The 17,269-nt window shown below is 36.0% G+C and carries 18 protein-coding genes; 7 read left to right on the top strand and 11 right to left on the bottom strand.

The annotated features are described in order from the left end of the window. Positions 1-254 precede the first annotated feature (254 nt). The gene (gene cspD, locus AC6CHV_RS19210; protein WP_010283969.1) at positions 255-455 is read left to right on the top strand and encodes a cold-shock protein CspD; all 201 of its coding nucleotides are present in this window, start codon (positions 255-257) and stop codon (positions 453-455) included. 97 nt (positions 456-552) lie between these two features. Here the strand turns inward: cspD and AC6CHV_RS19205 are convergent, their stop codons facing one another. Both AC6CHV_RS19205 and AC6CHV_RS19200 read right to left on the bottom strand, forming a co-directional pair. Continuing rightward, a complete protein-coding gene (locus AC6CHV_RS19205) occupies positions 553-729 on the bottom strand; it encodes a zinc-finger domain-containing protein (protein WP_121448235.1) in 177 nt (58 codons plus the stop codon). A 97-nt stretch (positions 730-826) separates the two neighbouring features. After that, on the bottom strand, positions 827-1,486 hold the full coding sequence (locus AC6CHV_RS19200) for a ribonuclease H family protein (RefSeq protein ID WP_440274254.1): 660 nt from the start codon (positions 1,484-1,486) through the stop codon (positions 827-829). A gap of 188 nt (positions 1,487-1,674) precedes the next feature. Between AC6CHV_RS19200 and AC6CHV_RS19195 the strand changes: the two genes are divergently transcribed. After that, positions 1,675-2,352, top strand: a complete 678-nt coding sequence (locus AC6CHV_RS19195) for a queuosine precursor transporter (protein WP_498079494.1) — start codon at positions 1,675-1,677, stop codon at positions 2,350-2,352. A 113-nt stretch (positions 2,353-2,465) separates the two neighbouring features. Further along, positions 2,466-2,858, top strand: a complete 393-nt coding sequence (locus tag AC6CHV_RS19190; RefSeq protein WP_341331094.1) for a reverse transcriptase-like protein — start codon at positions 2,466-2,468, stop codon at positions 2,856-2,858. Positions 2,859-2,887: 29 nt separating this feature from the next. Here AC6CHV_RS19190 and AC6CHV_RS19185 read toward each other — a convergent pair whose 3' ends face one another. Both AC6CHV_RS19185 and AC6CHV_RS19180 read right to left on the bottom strand, forming a co-directional pair. Further along, on the bottom strand, positions 2,888-3,166 hold the full coding sequence (locus tag AC6CHV_RS19185; protein WP_341331093.1) for a DUF6123 family protein: 279 nt from the start codon (positions 3,164-3,166) through the stop codon (positions 2,888-2,890). 59 nt (positions 3,167-3,225) lie between these two features. Next, the gene (locus tag AC6CHV_RS19180; RefSeq protein WP_341331092.1) at positions 3,226-3,687 is read right to left on the bottom strand and encodes a divergent PAP2 family protein; all 462 of its coding nucleotides are present in this window, start codon (positions 3,685-3,687) and stop codon (positions 3,226-3,228) included. 99 nt (positions 3,688-3,786) lie between these two features. On the opposite strand from AC6CHV_RS19180, the gene sspL reads away from it, so the two are divergent. After that, positions 3,787-3,924, top strand: coding sequence for a small, acid-soluble spore protein L (sspL, locus tag AC6CHV_RS19175; RefSeq protein ID WP_341331091.1), 138 nt, complete (start codon positions 3,787-3,789; stop codon positions 3,922-3,924). A 229-nt stretch (positions 3,925-4,153) separates the two neighbouring features. Here the strand turns inward: sspL and AC6CHV_RS19170 are convergent, their stop codons facing one another. The 6 genes from AC6CHV_RS19170 to AC6CHV_RS19145 form a co-directional block, all read right to left on the bottom strand. After that, positions 4,154-5,017, bottom strand: coding sequence for a 5'-3' exonuclease H3TH domain-containing protein (locus AC6CHV_RS19170; RefSeq protein ID WP_498079493.1), 864 nt, complete (start codon positions 5,015-5,017; stop codon positions 4,154-4,156). 297 nt (positions 5,018-5,314) lie between these two features. Next, positions 5,315-5,572, bottom strand: coding sequence for a YpbS family protein (locus AC6CHV_RS19165; RefSeq protein ID WP_341331089.1), 258 nt, complete (start codon positions 5,570-5,572; stop codon positions 5,315-5,317). Positions 5,573-5,772: 200 nt separating this feature from the next. Then, complete coding sequence (locus AC6CHV_RS19160; RefSeq protein WP_498079492.1) at positions 5,773-9,453, bottom strand: dynamin family protein; 3,681 nt, start codon at positions 9,451-9,453, stop codon at positions 5,773-5,775. 316 nt (positions 9,454-9,769) lie between these two features. Next, complete coding sequence (locus tag AC6CHV_RS19155; RefSeq protein ID WP_341331087.1) at positions 9,770-10,342, bottom strand: isoprenylcysteine carboxyl methyltransferase family protein; 573 nt, start codon at positions 10,340-10,342, stop codon at positions 9,770-9,772. 1 nt (position 10,343) lies between these two features. Further along, positions 10,344-11,438 carry a type III polyketide synthase gene (locus tag AC6CHV_RS19150; protein ID WP_341331086.1) on the bottom strand — a complete coding sequence of 365 codons (1,095 nt, stop codon included), beginning with the start codon at positions 11,436-11,438 and terminating at the stop codon, positions 10,344-10,346. Between the two features lie 226 nt (positions 11,439-11,664). Continuing rightward, positions 11,665-12,744 carry a PRK06851 family protein gene (locus AC6CHV_RS19145; protein ID WP_341331085.1) on the bottom strand — a complete coding sequence of 360 codons (1,080 nt, stop codon included), beginning with the start codon at positions 12,742-12,744 and terminating at the stop codon, positions 11,665-11,667. 560 nt (positions 12,745-13,304) lie between these two features. On the opposite strand from AC6CHV_RS19145, the gene AC6CHV_RS19140 reads away from it, so the two are divergent. From AC6CHV_RS19140 to AC6CHV_RS19130, 3 genes are all read left to right on the top strand, one after another. Next, positions 13,305-13,460, top strand: a complete 156-nt coding sequence (locus AC6CHV_RS19140; RefSeq protein WP_057997355.1) for a cytochrome c oxidase subunit 2A — start codon at positions 13,305-13,307, stop codon at positions 13,458-13,460. A gap of 111 nt (positions 13,461-13,571) precedes the next feature. Next, on the top strand, positions 13,572-14,042 hold the full coding sequence (locus AC6CHV_RS19135; RefSeq protein WP_121448221.1) for a cupredoxin domain-containing protein: 471 nt from the start codon (positions 13,572-13,574) through the stop codon (positions 14,040-14,042). Then, positions 14,042-15,694, top strand: a complete 1,653-nt coding sequence (locus tag AC6CHV_RS19130) for a b(o/a)3-type cytochrome-c oxidase subunit 1 (RefSeq protein WP_341331084.1) — start codon at positions 14,042-14,044, stop codon at positions 15,692-15,694. Before AC6CHV_RS19135 ends, AC6CHV_RS19130 begins: the two co-directional genes overlap by 1 nt. A gap of 46 nt (positions 15,695-15,740) precedes the next feature. Here the strand turns inward: AC6CHV_RS19130 and AC6CHV_RS19125 are convergent, their stop codons facing one another. Continuing rightward, complete coding sequence (locus AC6CHV_RS19125) at positions 15,741-17,258, bottom strand: carboxypeptidase M32 (protein WP_341331083.1); 1,518 nt, start codon at positions 17,256-17,258, stop codon at positions 15,741-15,743. Positions 17,259-17,269 lie beyond the last annotated feature (11 nt).

Here is a 17,269-nt window from a genome sequence, read left to right as displayed (position 1 = left end):
TCGAATATACAAAAATATTTAAGAATTTTAACATTTTCCCTCTTCTTTGTCACAAATATCTTCCAATAATACGTAAAAAACCCTTTATTCCCTTGACTTAACACGATTTAGGTTGTATATTAATATCATCATTTAGCTAGTAGTTAAGTATTTTTTTTACAATATTATTATTTTTAAAGATACATAAATATGTAGCTAAATGATAAAATTTTTACGATGCACGGTTGTGCCGAAGGTTTAGGAGGAAAAGCATAATGCAAAACGGTAAAGTAAAATGGTTTAACAATGAAAAAGGATTTGGCTTCATCGAAGTTGAAGGCGGAGACGATGTATTCGTACACTTCACAGCTATCCAAGGTGAAGGTTACAAATCTTTAGAAGAAGGTCAAGAAGTTTCTTTCGAAGTTGTTGAAGGAAATCGTGGACCTCAAGCTGCAAACGTTGTAAAGCTATAATTCTTACATTTTAACTTAACAATGTGAAACCAAGGCTGATTTTTTATCAGCCTTTTCTTTGGGCTCTTTCTACCGAAAAGAGCCCTTTTTACGTACATTATGATAGTTTCTCTCCATATGCCTTCAGCTTTTGACCAACCGTGCAGTTTTTAATACAGAAGTTTTGGGCATAGCGTTTGCCATGTTCTTTGCGAAAATATTCTTTTACAAAACAATCTTGGCAATAGGTGTCAAGTATTTCACCAACTTCCAATATAAGTTCCTTCCGTTTCATGAAAAAAATCAGCTCCTATTTTCATCGGTATCGCCCACTCGAATCCATCCCAATCAAATTCACCTACTTTATGAGTATGATGAATAGGCTTAATTACTTACCCTTTTATTTCAATTTTACTCGAAACAATGGTTCCTTCGAGCGCCTGTGTAGCAAGTCTATCTGCTTCTGCATTCTGTTTCCTGCCAATCGGATCATAGATTGGATGAATCCCTAACTTTTCAATTCTCTCCTCTATCCTATCCAGCCACCTATTCAGGTTCTCCTCAAAGCACGGCCATTCCCCTGACAATTGTTTTAATACAACATGGGAATCCCCTTTAAATGTGACAGTTGCATGCTGTACTCCTATTTCCTCAAGAGTATTTAAAAGTAACCAAAACGCTGCGTATTCCGCCTCATTATTTGATTCCATTTCTTCAAATACTTCATTTACTCTAACCCGATATGGCTTTTTACTTTGGGAATAATATATAGCAACACCTAAGCCGGCCTTACCTGATTGAATATCAAACCCGCCATCGAAATAAGCAATAACATCCTGAGGTTCCGTTTCAACTACTTTCATCAATTTAATGATTTCTTTTTTCGTCCATTTTGTATGTCGCTCATCATAAAATACGATTTCTTTTGTGCGTCCAGTTCGTTCAAAGTCATCTGCTAAGAGCAATGCCTCTTCCGCAGATACTTCATCCGACATTAAGGTTATCACTTGGTTTTTTGGCGTTTTATAAGTCCATTCCAGCTTAAGTTTCATCATGCTCATCCTCTCTAGTGGAACGTATCTTCATTTTTCCTAATTTTTTACTCATTATACACTTTTTCCATTAGGTTATGTACTTCCACTTTTATTCGTATCGTACTATAATAAACCTTTGACAATTAAATGAAGTCCTTTCGCGGTTCGTAAACTCCCGCGTTATCAAAACTATAGGAGGTAATAGTATGTATAACGAGATTCTTTGGTTCATTTTTGCACTTGTCAATTTTATTTTAGTCTTAACGATTTACCGCATTTTTGGAAAATCCGGATTATTTGTTTGGATTGGTTTTTCTACCGTTATAGCAAATCTGCAGGTTGTAAAAACGGTTGAGCTGTTTGGATTAACCGCTACCCTCGGTAATATTATGTATGGAACAACTTTCTTAATTACTGATATTCTGAATGAAAAGTATGGAAAAGAGGAAGCGAAAAAAGGTGTTTGGCTTGGCTTTTTCACACTGCTTTCCATGATTGTTATCATGCAGTTTGTTCTTGCGTTTGACCCGCATGAGGTTGACTTTGCTCAAGGGTCGTTGGAAACAATTTTTGGACTTCTTCCACGGATTGCCTTAGGAAGCCTTCTTGCGTTTCTGATCAGTCAGTATTCAGATGTAATTATTTATTCAAAAATTAAAGCTCGATTTCCAAAGGATAACCAACTTTGGATACGGAATAATGGTAGCACAATGATTAGCCAACTACTTGATACATTAATCTTTACAAGTGTTGCATTCTTAGGTGCATATCCGTTTGACGTATGGATTGAAATTTTCATAACGACATACTTTATTAAATGGTTAGTTGCTTTAATCGATACACCATTTATTTATATCGCTAGAAGATTTCATAAAAATGCATAATAAACGTGAGAGGACAGGATGTCTGCGAGTAGACGTCCTGTTCTTATTATCTTCACAACTTTACATGATTAATGATAAAATAGGCATTATTTAGTATATTTTGGAGGCATTAGATGATCGAAGTGTATATAGATGGTGCAAGCGCTGGTGACCCTGGTCCTTCTGGTGCTGGGGTTTTTATTAAGGGAAATGGTGTCGTGGAAAAACATTCGATTCCTCTTGGGATTATGACGAACCACGAAGCTGAATACTATGCTCTTTTAAAAGGTCTTGAAATTTGCATCAAGAATGACTACAGAGTGGTATCGTTTCGAACCGATTCACAACTGGTTGACCGAGCGATAGCAAAGGAATACGTCAAAAATAAAAAATTCGCTCCTTTGCTTGAAAAAGCATTGCTACTTTCTAATGAACTTGACCTTTTTTTTCTTAAATGGATCCCAAGCGCACAAAATAAAGTGGCTGATGAATTAGCAAGACAAGCCATCCGAAAAAATGAAACTTAGAAACCCTTGGACTAACTTGTCCAAGGGTTTTATGCCATTATATTTCGTTCTTCTACAAAACGAATTGCTTGTTTTCGACTTTGGATTTGATTTTCCTTCAGCATCTCTAATAAAGATATGAAGAAGCTTCCATCAAATTCCTTTTGGGCCTTTAAAGTGATTTCGATTGCAACATTGACAATTTCGTCTGTTGCATTGGTATATTGCTGACCAAATGTAATGAAGCCAACTGCGTCCTCTCCAAAGTTAAAACCCTTTTGCGCCAAGAATTGTAAATATTCATTTACTTTTTTTTCTAGTTTAAACAATAGACCCCAACCCCAACAAAAAATTCTACCCTAATAATATCGCACTTTTTGTCGAAATACTACGATTTTTTTGTTAAAAAATGGGCTATTGTACCTGCAATCATTCCAAATATTGCTCCACCAAGTACTTCTTCTGGCTGATGGCCAAGTCTTTCTTTTAATCTCTGTTCCTTGTTATCATGGTAGTGATGGTCCTTTTGTCCTGCTAATCGCTCTATTTCTTCATCAAGCTCGTTCACCTTAATAGTGAGTTCACCTGATTGGCGGCGGATACCTTGTGCATCATACATTACGATTAAGCCAAATATGGTTGATAATGCAAAATCTATCGTGGGAATACCCCTTTTCAACGCAATAAAAGTTGCAAGAGAGGATACACCAGCTGAGTGCGAGCTTGGCATGCCACCCGTTTCAAAAAAAGTACCCCAATCCCATTTTCCGGTTTTGGCTTTTTTAATTGGAATTTTTAAAAATTGAGCAAGCCCAATTGTAAGTAGCGCAGTATAGATTCCTTTGTTCACGATTCTCACCTCATGGTTAGTTTCATGTATCACCTCATTTTCTATTCAAGACATATTCCAAATTAGGATGGAAATAATACGAAATGGAGGTGACATATCATGGCACAAAAAGGAAACAACCGCGGAAAAGCTCCAAAAGGCGTAAACCCTCAAGGTCATAATGAAGATACCGAATTTTCTATGGAACCAAAAAGTGAGCTTGAAAACAAAGCAAAGAAATCAAATACAAAAAGATAAGGTATTTGTGAGATGCCCTGTGATTGGTTGTGATCACGGGGCATCCTTGTTGTACGGATGAATCGCATAGGCGTTCAGCCGAAAAATTTTCATAATAGCCATATTTATTATTTATCAGCTATAAAATTTATTTATTGGCCATAAACTCAAATTAACAGCCATAAGCAACATTTTTAATCTTAACGTCTCCAATAAAATCAAAAAAAGAGCACTCAAATTGAGTACTCCATTAACTAATAAATTGATCCAAGCCTTTAAATTCAAGCTCCGAAAACTTTTCATGTACTTTTTCACGGTTAATTTGGATTAATGCATCATCAAGTGAGCAATTAATCGGAACTTCGCAATGAATTCTCGCCAATTTACGTGATAAATGTAACATTTCCAGATCCTCTTTGATTTTTGTCTTTTGCGCTTTTGTTAAATTTTCTACATTTTCAAGAATACCTTCAATTGACCCGAACTGTTGAAGTAGTTTAAGTGCTGTTTTCTCACCGATCCCTCTAACACCCGGATAATTGTCGCTTGTATCACCCATTAATGCCTTAAGGTCAACCATTTGCTGAGGAGTAATGCCTTTTTCTTCAAGAAAGCTTTCACTCGTGTACTCTGCGTAATTACCGATTCCTTTTTTCATTATTAAAACCGTAATATTTTCATCAAGCAATTGCAAGATGTCTTGGTCACCAGTCAAAATGATCACATCAGAATCTTGGCCATATTGTTTTGCTAACGTACCTATACAATCATCTGCCTCATATCCAGAAAGTCCCACATTCGGAATATCAAAGGATTCAACTACATCCTTCACTAAATCAAATTGTGGAATTAACTCTTCCGGTGGTGCGCCACGATTTGCTTTATATCCATCATACATTTCTGTACGGAATGTAGAGCTGCCCATATCCCAACAACAAATAACATGTGAAGGCTTGTACTTATTAACGGCAGTCATCATATGTTTTACAAATCCGTGAATCCCATTTGTTGGAACCCCTTTACTATTTACCATAAAATATCCACTCATTGCCGTTGCATAAAAAGAGCGAAACAATAATGCCATCCCATCTATTAACATAATCTGTTTTTTCATCGCATATCCTCCCTTTCAGCAAAAATCATCATAAATAGAATTATAACATATATCTAAAGTGCATTTGTTTGTATCTTCCTTCCATGTGCACAAAAAAGCCCTCTTACACAAGAGGGCTCACATTTATTTACTTTTCATTTTTTCTGCTTCAATTTCAGCATAGGAAGCAAAATGATAAGGGGTAGTCCCTTTACCATCTTGCTTTTTATCTTTTTTCGAAGCAGATTGTTTATCGGTTTTCACATGCATGTCTCCTTTATTAGAGATTATGGTTAGTATTAACCCAACATGCATCATTTATTTGCGGAATGCGTACTCCTTCACCATATCAGCGGTTACAAGCTTCCTCAATGGTACAATTCCTTTTTTTGCAAGTTTGTTCATTTCATTCGTCACTCTATTGATTTTATCAACGGTGAATTCTTTGTTTTGTTTTGCTAAAGCAACTGCCTCATCAATAAATAGTTCTCTTTGTTGCTCTAGTCCCACGAATGTTTTAACAATTTCGTGCTGTGATTTTGAATGTTTTGTGATTGCTTCATGGACGTTTGACATTATTTCTCCTCCGTTGTATCAGTCTTCATTAGTTTAACAATATGGGGTTTAGGCGTCCAACAATTGAATTTATAAGCTGGCATTGTATCATAGCCTAAACGTCCACATCTGTAGTTCATCTTCCCACTTTTTCGTGCTGCTACGAAATGAACACAAGTGGCACATGCATGATATTTTGATTTCGAGTCAGTCAAATCAACTCACCCCATATGCTCCGCGTAGTAACCAGACAGCTTTTCATGTACCTGTTCTAGGTTTTCGATATCGATATCCTCAGATAAAATTTTGGTGACACCATCGAAATACTCATGGATTTCTTGCAATGCATCCTTTTGAAGTGCCTGTAGCCCTCTATAAAATTCCTGTTTGTAGAAATTCACAAGGTATGCTTGGTTTTCTTCAAGATATGAGCTCACGGGTGCATCAAGCAATATTTCTAATTCATCTTGCATTTGTTTTTTCTCATTTTTTTCGAAAAATGATTTAGGGTTTTTGAACAGAGCTAGTGCCTTTTTGTAACGAGTATGCTCCTCCTGCTTAAGTCCATTCTTAAATTCAATTGTTTCAAAATCTAGTTCAATGGACTCTGAAATACTCATATTGGAATTGATTGACTTAATTTGCTCATTAAATGTTCCGATTTGCCCAAGTAGTCGCTTTGAAATAAAAGTTTCTATTCGCAATGAAGTCGCGCGCAATTCTTGAGCTAAATCAAAGCCGACTGACTCTAGAAATTCAGCCAAACATGATTGTAACGCTTTTTTCAAATCTCGGCCATCATCTCTTAATGATGATGGATTGAATGCTTCCTTAAACATATCTGATATACGTAGGAAGACCCTTTGTTTAATGTAGTAACTGAGCTCCTTGATTTCTTGCTCAACCACTCCAAATGATTCCTGCTTATCGACAGTTTCAATTACCGACTTCATTCCCACATGTTGGTCTTTAGCATCTTGGAGTTTAGCACGCTTAATATCCTTATCTTCTTTCGCAGATTGAATATACGAATCAATGATAGAAGCAGCACGCTGAATATCAACGTATCCTTCATTAACTGCTACTTCTGTCAACTCATCAATAACAAATGAATGGAAATCAGCTTCAAAACGTTCGATACCAGAAGTCGCAAGGATTCCACGATCTTTTTGACTGTCTTCGTTAAGCTTCTCAAGTAAGGCAGCACGGCTTGATACGGTGTAGAGTCGAGGAAAACGAATTCCATAGCCTACTAACTGTGACTCGACATAATCTTTAACATCTGATAACTCTTCAGTTGAGTTAGCCAAGTCTGCCGCATTTATGATGAAGAACATCTTATCCATACTGAAGGTGTCTTTAACACGGCCAAGTTGAATTAAAAATTCGCGGTCTGCTTTAGAGAAAGCATGATTATAGTAAGTTACAAATAGAATGGCATCGGCATTTTTAATATATTCAAAAGCAACCCCTGTATGGCGAGCATTGATTGAATCTGCCCCTGGAGTATCTACCAACGTAATCCCTTGCTTGGTTAGTGGACAATCATAATAAAGCTCAATCCATTCTACAAAACATGCCTTTTCTTCCTTCGCAACATATTCATTAAAACCATCCATATCAGTTGTTAAAACGTGATCTAAATCTGAAGCAATTTTCTCAAACCCTGCCAATACTGCTTTTAAGAATGAAAAATGTGGCTTTTCTTTCGCTTCGATTTTTTCGATATTGCTAATTTTCGACTTTATGATTTCTATACTAACATCAAGACTGCCTGCTTTTTCACCAAAAATGTGTAATGAATGGTTGATATCATCTAATAATTGATTGGTTGATTTTATTTTTACCAGTACTGTTCCATGTTGATGTTCATCAGTTGGAAATGTAATTTTATTAATTGTTGCAGTTGTTGGGTTCGGTGAAACAGGAAGTGCGTGTTTCCCCATTAATGCATTCGCAAAGGAAGATTTCCCTGCACTAAACGCCCCAAATAATGCAACCGTAAAATGTTTATGTTTTAAACGTTGAGCTTTTTCCTTAATATCTTTCGCAAGCGTTGAAAGACCTGTAATTGGCTTTATCAATTCATGCGCTTTTTCTAAGTGTTTGATCGCCTGATCAGATGTACCCTTGTTTTCTTTTTGCTGTTGTGTTGGTTTTTCTACATATGTCGGAGTGGCTGCCTTTTGATTCTCCAAATCCTGTAGAATTTCTTCAGTAGAAGAAATCTCCACATTTTCAGCAAATCTTGAAAGTAGTTTTTCAGCTGATTCCACACGATTTTTTTCAGAATTTCCATTCATGATGTCGTTAAGCTTCGAGAGAATTTCAGTTCGCTTCGACTCAAACGTCTTCAAAGTAACAAACGCTTCTTGATAAACCTCATATTTTTCTAACTCTGCTTTTATCCCTTGCTCTTCTTTTGCAGTACTAGTCTTTACCTGTTCTAGAATGTCATTTAATAACGTAACTGCTTTTTGTTTATATTTTCTCTTAATATAATTTCCTACATCATCTGTATAAGTTAAAATGTATTCTCCAGTAACACCCGCTCCAGGCTTAACTAAATCTTGTAACTCCTTCGCACTCAAGTCAGTTGCAAGCTCGTTTCCAGTCGGTTGTTTCGAAAGTCGTAAGTTACCTGCAAATTTCCCTACAAAGTCCTTTAAATGCCATTCCAATTGAGTGGACATTCTTTCTTTCACATCAGCTAGAAATGCTTGCTTCCGTTCGTCACGTTCCTTTTCTGTTTTGTTTTTGGAGAATAATAATCCGACCTTAAAATCAGGCTGCATACATTCAACAAAATTTTTCGCTAAATCACGTGTTTGGAACGGCATCAGAATTGCATTTGATAAAATCGTATCAATTTCATTCATATACTCAACTTCGATTTTTTCTCTGTTTTTTTTGAAGCTAGCTAGTTGATTGTTTAAGTTTTTAATTTGATTGGGGATTGTCTCCCGCTCAGTTTCTGATAATGACCGAAGCTTTTCTTTCGTATCTTCCAGCTCTACGGCATTTTTATCATCTAAAAATGCAATATGCTCAAGAATAATTTGTTTTGCAGAATGGAATACACCCTCTAATAAAAGGTGTTCTTTGTTAGCAATTTTATCCTGAAGCAACTGCTGAACTTGCTTAAACTGATTCTGCACGTGATTGGGTTCTTTTAATGTCGTGAAAAATATATCTGAATAGGCCACATTCCAATTTTGGAACGCCTCTTCGACACCTTGTTTAAAGGATACAAAACTTAACTCTGATTCTTTATGTTTATCAACTTGGTTTACGATTAAATAAACCGTCTTGTTTCGATCCGTTAGTTCCTTTGTAAATTGGAAATTCAGCTCTGAAAGGACATGATTGTAGTCCATCACATAAAACAACAAGTCTGCTAAATGGAGAGCCGATTCAGTTGATACACGATGGGCATCATCCGTAGAATCAATCCCTGGCGTATCCATCACAATTACTTGCTCTGGGAGTTTCCTATTATCATGACTAATTTCAATGGACTCAATTGCTTCCCCGTCTTTAGCATATGATTTGATTACATCATAATCATATGGTGCTGGGTATTCAATGATTTTTCCATCACGGTAATAAACACGTGCGTATTCTCGTCCTGACTTTACTTTTACTAAATTTGCGCTGGTTGGAATCGGGCTTGATGGTAGAAGACTCTCCCCTATGAGTTCATTTATCATGCTCGATTTTCCAGCCGAGAAGTGGCCAGAAAAACCAATCATATATTCAGAGTTATATAGCTTTTTTAGCAACTGAATAATTTTTGAACTGCTTTCTTTATCATTGTTTTTTTCAAAAATATCATACAAATAAGATAGTCTTTTTTCTAAGTCTCCCTTTGTGATGTGTTTGATTTGTTCTGTCTGTATCATGTCTAATCCCCTTATTGTACATTGCATAAAAATTCAATATATATGTATTTTACTCTACACGAATGCTTTTGACAAAGCAGAATATTAGGAATCAAATTTTTCATAAAAAAAACCAGGTATTTACCTGGTTACGTGAATAGAATTATGATGTTTTTTGTTTTGAGTTTAGAACATTATGTAGGACATGATACATGATAAAGCTGTATATTCCAATCGTTAGAGCGATAAATAAAGTTAGCAATCAAATCACCAGCTTTCAACTGATAGTGATAATTATTTTCATCTATAAATAGTGTATCAGCAGATTTTTTACTTTTCAATCCTTTTTTAGCGTTTTCAATCTATTTGGTATGAATCGATTTCGGACAAATCCGATATTCTGATATTCAACATGAACAGCTAAAGCTCGTTCTTCGATTGGAATCCGAACAGCCATTACCATCAGGTTTAATATTGTGAAAACAATTGCCGTTATATATGCCTGGAATAACACCGGGATTAAGATGAACTCTAACGCTACAACAAGGTAATTAGGATGCTTAAGATATTTATACGGACCTTTTGCCTGAACTTGTTTTGTCGGGAGAATCATAATTTTGGTATTCCAAAACATTCCCAATGATTGAATTGCCCACAATCGCCCTAGCTGTGTTAAAGCAAATAAGAAAAATAGAAATGGGTAATATGTTGATAACTCTTTATTAAAATAGACAAACTCAACCATGAGCGTAATAAAAAACAGGATATGCATAAGAACAATGTATTTGTAATGCCCATGCCCTACCTCATAGCCACCTTGAGACAAAATCCACTTTTCATTTCTTTTTGCAATTCGCATTTCAATTAATCTTTGAGCGATTACCAACGTAATGAATATCCAAAATATCATCCTACTTCCTCCATTGTAAAAGGACTAACTCTGAGCTAAACCCAGGTCCTAAGGCTGTAACAAGCCCATAGTCGCCTTCTGTGCCTAGCTGCTTCTCCATAAATTCCTTCAGTACATATAGCACCGTTACAGAAGACATATTCCCCTGCTTTCGTAATACTTCCCTAGCGATATCTGTCATCGAGCGTGGAATTTCAAGCGCTACCTCATATGCGTCCAATACTTTTTTTCCACCTGGATGTGCAATAAAATGCTTAATATGGCTCATATCCAGCTGATTTGCATGTAAATATTCATCTACATTTCCTTTTAACCACGATTTTACAATACTAGGGATATCCTTTGAAAAGATCACGTGGAGACCTGTATTTTTTATATCCCAGCCCATAACATCCTCTGAATGTGCCATTAGGGTGGATTGTGCAGAAACAAATTTGGGTAATACATCTGATTCTGAAATTTTCTGATACTCTACTTCATCTCCCACAATACACACACAAGCCGTTCCATCCGCAAATAACGAAGTACCTATTAAATTGCTCTTAGAAAAGTCATTTTTTTGGAAAGTTAAGCTACAAAGCTCTACTGCAACTACAAGCACTTTTGCATCAGGATATGCTTTGCAGTAATCAAATGCTCTCGCCAATCCAGAAGCCCCTCCCGCACAACCAAGTCCCCAAATTGGAATCCGCTTTGTATGTGTTCCGAAGTCCATTTGATTCATAATCCTTGCTTCAATACTTGGAGTGGAGATACCAGAACTCGATATAAAAATGATGGCATCAATTTCTTTCGGCATGATCTTTTCTTTAAGCAGGGTGGTATTATTTAAGCAATTCTGAATGGATTTCACTCCAAACAAAATTGCTTTTTCAATATATGTATTATTTTTTTCTTCAAAACGATGGTCTTTGCTATACCACTCTAATGATTCGCTAAAATACCGTTCTTCGATTTCACTATTCGTGAATACTCGGATAAGACGGTCTATGTCTGGAAAGTGGTCTTGGAATAAATCCCTGATAAATTCAGTGGTTTTGGATTGATTAATCTTATGTGGTGGATTACAAATACCCACTGAAATGATTTTAGGCATGGTGCCCCCCCTTACTTTAAAGGAAATCTCTTAAGGTTACTTTTTCCAGTTATAAAATTAGTATGCAAACAAATAAAAAAGGGCATAAAAAAAGCCTTCCCAACACGGGAAAGCTCACGTTTCAAAGGAGTTGTTTTGTTGTTGTGCATTTATAGTATAACTCAAACTTTTCAAACATTCACTAGTAAATTTTTGGTTTCATATTAGGGAAAAAATTCTTTTCTTTCTATAGTAATGTCTTTACGATTTCTTCTCGCTTTTTGTCGATTGCATCAAAGTCCATGGCAGCTTTATAGTAATCCTCTAGTTTGTCATGAAGTCTTTTTGCTTCACTTAAATAGTTGGTACCAATCGTCATTTTATTCTTGTATTCTAGGTTAAGCTCTTCAATTTCTTTTTTAAACGTGCTTTCAATTTTCGGATCCATGCATAAAGCAAACATATCTACGACCTCATCACCCTCACGGAATGGGTCAACAACATGTGGTGCTGTTCCATCTACAATCGAGACACTCAACTTTGGAATGATGATCATATCTATGCTTTTCGGGTCAAATGCACAGTGAAAATATTCAACTGATAATCCCTTTTGTTCTGCATGTTTCGCGACCTTCTTCATTAAAGTTGACTTTCCACTTCCTGGTCTTCCCTTAACAATATAACGCTTATCATATTCTTCCGTAATATTATCAATGAAATTTACTGCGCCCTTCGGTGTAGCCGCTCCAAAGAATCGCCTTCTTTTTGTTGGCTTTTCCTCAGCTGTAAATGGTTTACTAAATATTGCATCAATCAAGTTTTGAAGGACAGCATCTGCTTTTTTAAAACTCATTGATGAGACATAAATATCCTCACGTTTTAAATGAACCTTCTTCGCTTCTGCAAAGGTTTTATAAGCTTCTTCAAAGTTCTTTGAAATATCATCTGTCAGTTCAATGATTTCATCCTTAAATTGAGCTAAATATTGATCATTGCGGTATTGACCGAGATCAATTACCTTTTCAACGACTCCAGGATATCTAGGCTCGATCACATGTGGTGCCGTTCCGTCTACAAATCCTAATTTTCGTTCAGGAATAATGATTCCATCTATAGAGTGATTATCTGAAGAACAGTGTAAGTATTCGAGATCGTAGCCTTTCTCCATAAACACTAGACCGATTTTCCTCATAAAGGTGGACTTACCTGTTCCAGGTCCCCCTTTTAAAATATATAGAGTTTCTAGCCCTTTTAATGCCTCATCATAGAACGAGTAAAATCCTACACTTGAATTTGTACCTGCATAATAATTTTTTACTTTTGCCATATAAACTACATACCTCCTTGTAGACATTCGCCTACATTAGAGTATGGCAGGTAGATGATGTGTGTGAATAAAAATAATATTGTTTTTGAACTGTATCATTTATTTTTTCTATTTTAATAAACCTTTTTACTCTTATTATCACAAAAAACCACTATTAAAAAATAGTGATTAGGAGGACTTTTGATCGTTCTTTTGTACATTAATATCAATTTGACTAATTGTTCCGTTTCCACACTTAAAGCATCTTTCTTTATTATTTAGCAAGAGCGTATGACATCTAGAACAATAATACCTAATCATTTACACACCACTCCCTTTTTTATTTATCCTATGTTGAAGTATGAATTGCTGTTATTACGAATGTCACAAATTAGTCAAATGTTTTCTTTTTCAAATGTGATAAAAATCACTGTTTTATTAATTTTTCACTATTAATATAGTGATTAGATTAGGAATGAACAATTTGTGAAATAGTCAAAACTGACTAGTTTTTATCAAATTGTTTTGTATGATGATTATGTAAAAACCTTTGAATTTACGCTTGAAGGGGGTCGTGAGGAATGGCAAAGACACAGCTTACAAAAACAAACCAAAAGACAAAAATTGAAGATGAAAAAACTTCCTTAAAAGGAACATTAGCATCTGTATTTTTACTTGGACTTTTCTTAATTTTATCTTGGCTTGGTGTCTATTTCTTGTTCTTAGACAGATTGTAAAAGTAATCTCCATTTAAGATTACGCGGAACATCCATTAAAAAATGGCTTGTAATATTTTATGGGAAAACAAACAGAAAAAGAATGTGAAAATTTGAAAGGGGAAAAAAGCCATGCATCTGCATAAATTTGAAAAAATATGGCTCACTTTTGGTATTGGAATACTTTTCGTATTTCTAGCAGTTGTTGGTGTTGGCGCATTTGCGATGGGTCACCAGCCAGCAAGCAGTATTAAAACAATTGATCCCGAAAAGGTGGCTGAAACAGCACCATTTGATAATCCTGGACTTGTTCATATTGAAGGAAACAAATATGAATTAAATCTTGTTGCAGAAGCCTTTGCGTACACACCTAGTACCATCCAAATTCCAAAAGGCGCAGAAGTAACAATTAACGTTGCAACAAAAGATGTTGTTCACGGATTTTCAATTGCAGGCACAAACGTCAATATGATGGTTGAACCTGGATATGTAAGCACTTATACTCAAACATTTTCTAAAACAGGCGAATTTTTAGTATTATGTAATGAATATTGTGGAGCTGGACACCACTTAATGATGGCAAAAGTTGAGGTGACCGAATAATGATAAATTCAAATTTCAAGGTAGACAGAAATGACGGAAAATTAGCAATGGCACACTTTTATGTAGCCTTCGCTGCCCTACTCCTTGGAGGAACTGCAGGTTTGCTTCAAACCCTTGTTCGTTCAGGAAAATTTACTTTACCAGCTGGAATTGGTTACTATCAATTGTTAACCGTTCACGGAGTTTTATTGGGACTTGTACTTACTACATTTTTTATCATAGGATTTTTATTTGCTAGCTTAAGTAAAACAGCTGGGACCCTATCATCAAAAATTCGTTTAACAGGTTGGATTGGTTTCTTGACAATGACAATTGGAACTGCTTCTACAGCAACTACGATTCTTTTAGGTGAAGCATCTGTTCTTTATACATTTTATGCACCACTACAAGCACACCCTTTCTTTTATATTGGGTTAGCACTAGTTGTGGTTGGTAGCTGGATCAGCGGCTTTGCAATGTTCACCCATTTTGGTAAATGGAAAAAAGCAAACCCTGGTCAAGTAACGCCTTTATTAAGCTACATGGCTATCATGACAATGATTTTATGGTTAGTTGCAACACTTGGAGTAGCTGCATCTGTCCTTATTCAATTTATTCCATGGTCTTTTGGTTGGGTTGAAACTATTGATGTTCTCATTAGTCGAACATTATTCTGGTATTTTGGTCACCCACTTGTGTATTTCTGGTTATTACCTGCATACATGGCATGGTATGTTGTAATTCCAAAGGTAATCGGAGGAAAAATCTTCTCAGATGCACTAGCAAGATTATCTTTTATTCTGTTCTTGTTATTCTCTATTCCAGTAGGATTCCACCATCAGTTAACTGAACCGGGGATTGATCCGAATTGGAAGTACTTGCAAGTTGTTCTGACATTCATGGTTGTAATCCCATCGTTGATGACGGCATTCTCATTGTTCGCATCTTTCGAATCATACGGAAGATCAAAAGGAGCTACAGGACTTTTCGGCTGGTTTAGAAAACTTCCATGGGGAGATGCTCGTTTCTTCGCACCATTCATTGGTATGTTATTCTTTATTCCAGCAGGAGCGGGTGGAATCATCAATGCGAGTCACCAAATGAACCAAGTGATTCATAATACAATTTGGGTAACTGGACACTTTCACTTAACCGTAGCAACAACTGTTTTACTAACATTCTTTGGTATCGCCTACTGGTTAATTCCACATTTAACTGGTCGAGTTATGACAAAAGCGATGAACAAACTTGCCATTGTTCAAACAATTGTCTGGACAATTGGTATGACGTTTATGTCAACTTCTATGCACTTTGCAGGCTTACTAGGAGCACCTAGACGTTCTGCTTTCTCAACATACGGGGATTCAGCACAAGCAATGGATTGGATACCTTATCAAATTGCTCAAGCGATTGGCGGATCTATTCTCTTTATTGGTATCATCCTAGTTCTAGTTATATTTATTAACCTTGCCTTCTTTGCTCCTAAGGGTGAAACAGAATTCCCTGTAGGAGAAGTTGCTAAAGAAGCAGAAAAAACACCTATGCTTTTAGAAAACTGGAAACTTTGGGTTGGTGTACTTGCAGTATTAATCTTAATCGCTTATACAATTCCATTTGTCGATATGATTCAAAATGCACCACCAGGGGCAAAACCATTTAAACATTTACTATAAGAGATATAAAAGCTACGCAATATCTAGATTGCGTAGCTTCCTTTTTCTACAACTTATATATTTCACTATATTTAGTTTCTAAATATTGGATTAAATAATTTGCATTTAACCCCTCACCTGTAACATCCTTGATGATTTCTAAAGGCTTTTTCATTTTTCCATGCTTATGGATATGTTCAGTTAGCCATTCTTTAATCGGAAGTAAGTTCCCCTCTTCTAGTAACTCATCAAAGTTTGGAAGGTCCTTTTCCATGGCATTCTTGAATTGAGCAGCATACATATATCCAAGGGCGTAAGAAGGGAAATATCCGAAGCTACCGCCTGCCCAATGGACATCCTGCAGGACTCCTTTTGCATCATTCTCTGGACGTATACCTAGGTACTCTTCATACTTAGCATTCCATATTTCTGGTAGGTCTTTTACTTCGATCTCATCATTAAACAAACCTTTTTCAATTTCATATCTCACCATGATATGCAATGGATATGTTAATTCATCTGCTTCAATTCGAATAAAAGATGGTTTTGATTCATTTATTGCTCGATAATAGTCTTCGATTGATACTCCATCAAACTGACCACTTGCATATTTTTTTAATAACTCAAAATTATTTTTCCAAAATGACAGGCTGCGCCCAAGTATATTTTCATAAAAAAGGGATTGAGATTCATGTATCCCCATTGAAGTTCCTTGTGCAAGGTTCGTTCCAACTAAATCTGAAGAAATGTTTTGCTCATAAAGAGCATGTCCACCCTCATGGATTGTTCCAAAAACTGCAGTTCTAAAATCATTTTCAACATAATTTGTTGTAACTCGAACGTCCCCTGGATTTAACCCAGTTGCAAAAGGGTGAACAGTTTCATCAAGACGTCCTGCTTCAAAGTCATACCCCATTTTTCTTAGAATCTCTAAACTAAATTCACGCTGTTTTTCCTTAGGGAATTCTTTAAATAAAAATGAAGTCTCTGGTTTGTTTTGTGATTCTGTTACTGCTTTTACAAGTGGTACAATTTTATCTCGTAATTGAGCAAACACGGCATCAACTACCTCAACTGTTACTCCTGGCTCGTACATATCTAATAATGTATTGTACTTGTTCCCTTCATAACCCCAGTAGCTAATAAATTTCTTCGTGAAATCGACAAGCTTTTCCAAATAGGGGCGGAACATTTCAAAGTCAGATTTTTCTTTTGCATCTTCCCATACAGATTCAGCTTTTGATTGAAGAATCACAAACTCTCGAAATTCATCAGCAGGTATTTTTTTATTTCGTTCAAAATCCTTTTGACACTCCTCAACCACTTTCTTTGTAATTTCACCAAGTTGTTGCTGAGCTTCAGGTGTCGTTAATTCTTTCAAGTAGCTTTCCATTTCAACGGAAGTAGACATTGCAAATACTTCAGAAGACAGCATTCCAATAACTTCTGAGCGTTGTTCGACTCCTTTTTTTGGAGCACCAGTTCGCAAGTCCCAATACATAACCCCAATTGCTTCATTGTAGCTTGTCATTTTCTTTACTAATTCAAGAAACGCTAGTTCAGTTTGTTTTAGTTGCTCAGACATATTTAGTCCCC

It is taken from the genome of Ferdinandcohnia sp. GQ5, assembly GCF_059759275.1.
The sequence above is the reverse complement of the archived record's forward strand: the minus strand, read 5'-3'. Positions and strand labels throughout refer to the sequence as shown.

Excerpts from the sequence above, each read along its gene's own strand:
- cspD (WP_010283969.1), top strand. The coding sequence starts at position 255 with ATGCAAAACGGTAAAGTAAAATGGTTTAACAATGAAAAAGGATTTGGC.
- AC6CHV_RS19205 (WP_121448235.1), bottom strand. The coding sequence starts at position 729 with ATGAAACGGAAGGAACTTATATTGGAAGTTGGTGAAATACTTGACACC.
- AC6CHV_RS19200 (WP_440274254.1), bottom strand. The coding sequence starts at position 1,486 with ATGAAACTTAAGCTGGAATGGACTTATAAAACGCCAAAAAACCAAGTG.
- AC6CHV_RS19195 (WP_498079494.1), top strand. The coding sequence starts at position 1,675 with ATGTATAACGAGATTCTTTGGTTCATTTTTGCACTTGTCAATTTTATT.
- AC6CHV_RS19190 (WP_341331094.1), top strand. The coding sequence starts at position 2,466 with ATGATCGAAGTGTATATAGATGGTGCAAGCGCTGGTGACCCTGGTCCT.
- sspL (WP_341331091.1), top strand. The coding sequence starts at position 3,787 with ATGGCACAAAAAGGAAACAACCGCGGAAAAGCTCCAAAAGGCGTAAAC.
- AC6CHV_RS19170 (WP_498079493.1), bottom strand. The coding sequence starts at position 5,017 with ATGAAAAAACAGATTATGTTAATAGATGGGATGGCATTATTGTTTCGC.
- AC6CHV_RS19165 (WP_341331089.1), bottom strand. The coding sequence starts at position 5,572 with ATGTCAAACGTCCATGAAGCAATCACAAAACATTCAAAATCACAGCAC.
- AC6CHV_RS19160 (WP_498079492.1), bottom strand. The coding sequence starts at position 9,453 with ATGATACAGACAGAACAAATCAAACACATCACAAAGGGAGACTTAGAA.
- AC6CHV_RS19155 (WP_341331087.1), bottom strand. The coding sequence starts at position 10,342 with ATGATATTTTGGATATTCATTACGTTGGTAATCGCTCAAAGATTAATT.
- AC6CHV_RS19150 (WP_341331086.1), bottom strand. The coding sequence starts at position 11,438 with ATGCCTAAAATCATTTCAGTGGGTATTTGTAATCCACCACATAAGATT.
- AC6CHV_RS19145 (WP_341331085.1), bottom strand. The coding sequence starts at position 12,744 with ATGGCAAAAGTAAAAAATTATTATGCAGGTACAAATTCAAGTGTAGGA.
- AC6CHV_RS19140 (WP_057997355.1), top strand. The coding sequence starts at position 13,305 with ATGGCAAAGACACAGCTTACAAAAACAAACCAAAAGACAAAAATTGAA.
- AC6CHV_RS19135 (WP_121448221.1), top strand. The coding sequence starts at position 13,572 with ATGCATCTGCATAAATTTGAAAAAATATGGCTCACTTTTGGTATTGGA.
- AC6CHV_RS19130 (WP_341331084.1), top strand. The coding sequence starts at position 14,042 with ATGATAAATTCAAATTTCAAGGTAGACAGAAATGACGGAAAATTAGCA.
- AC6CHV_RS19125 (WP_341331083.1), bottom strand. The coding sequence starts at position 17,258 with ATGTCTGAGCAACTAAAACAAACTGAACTAGCGTTTCTTGAATTAGTA.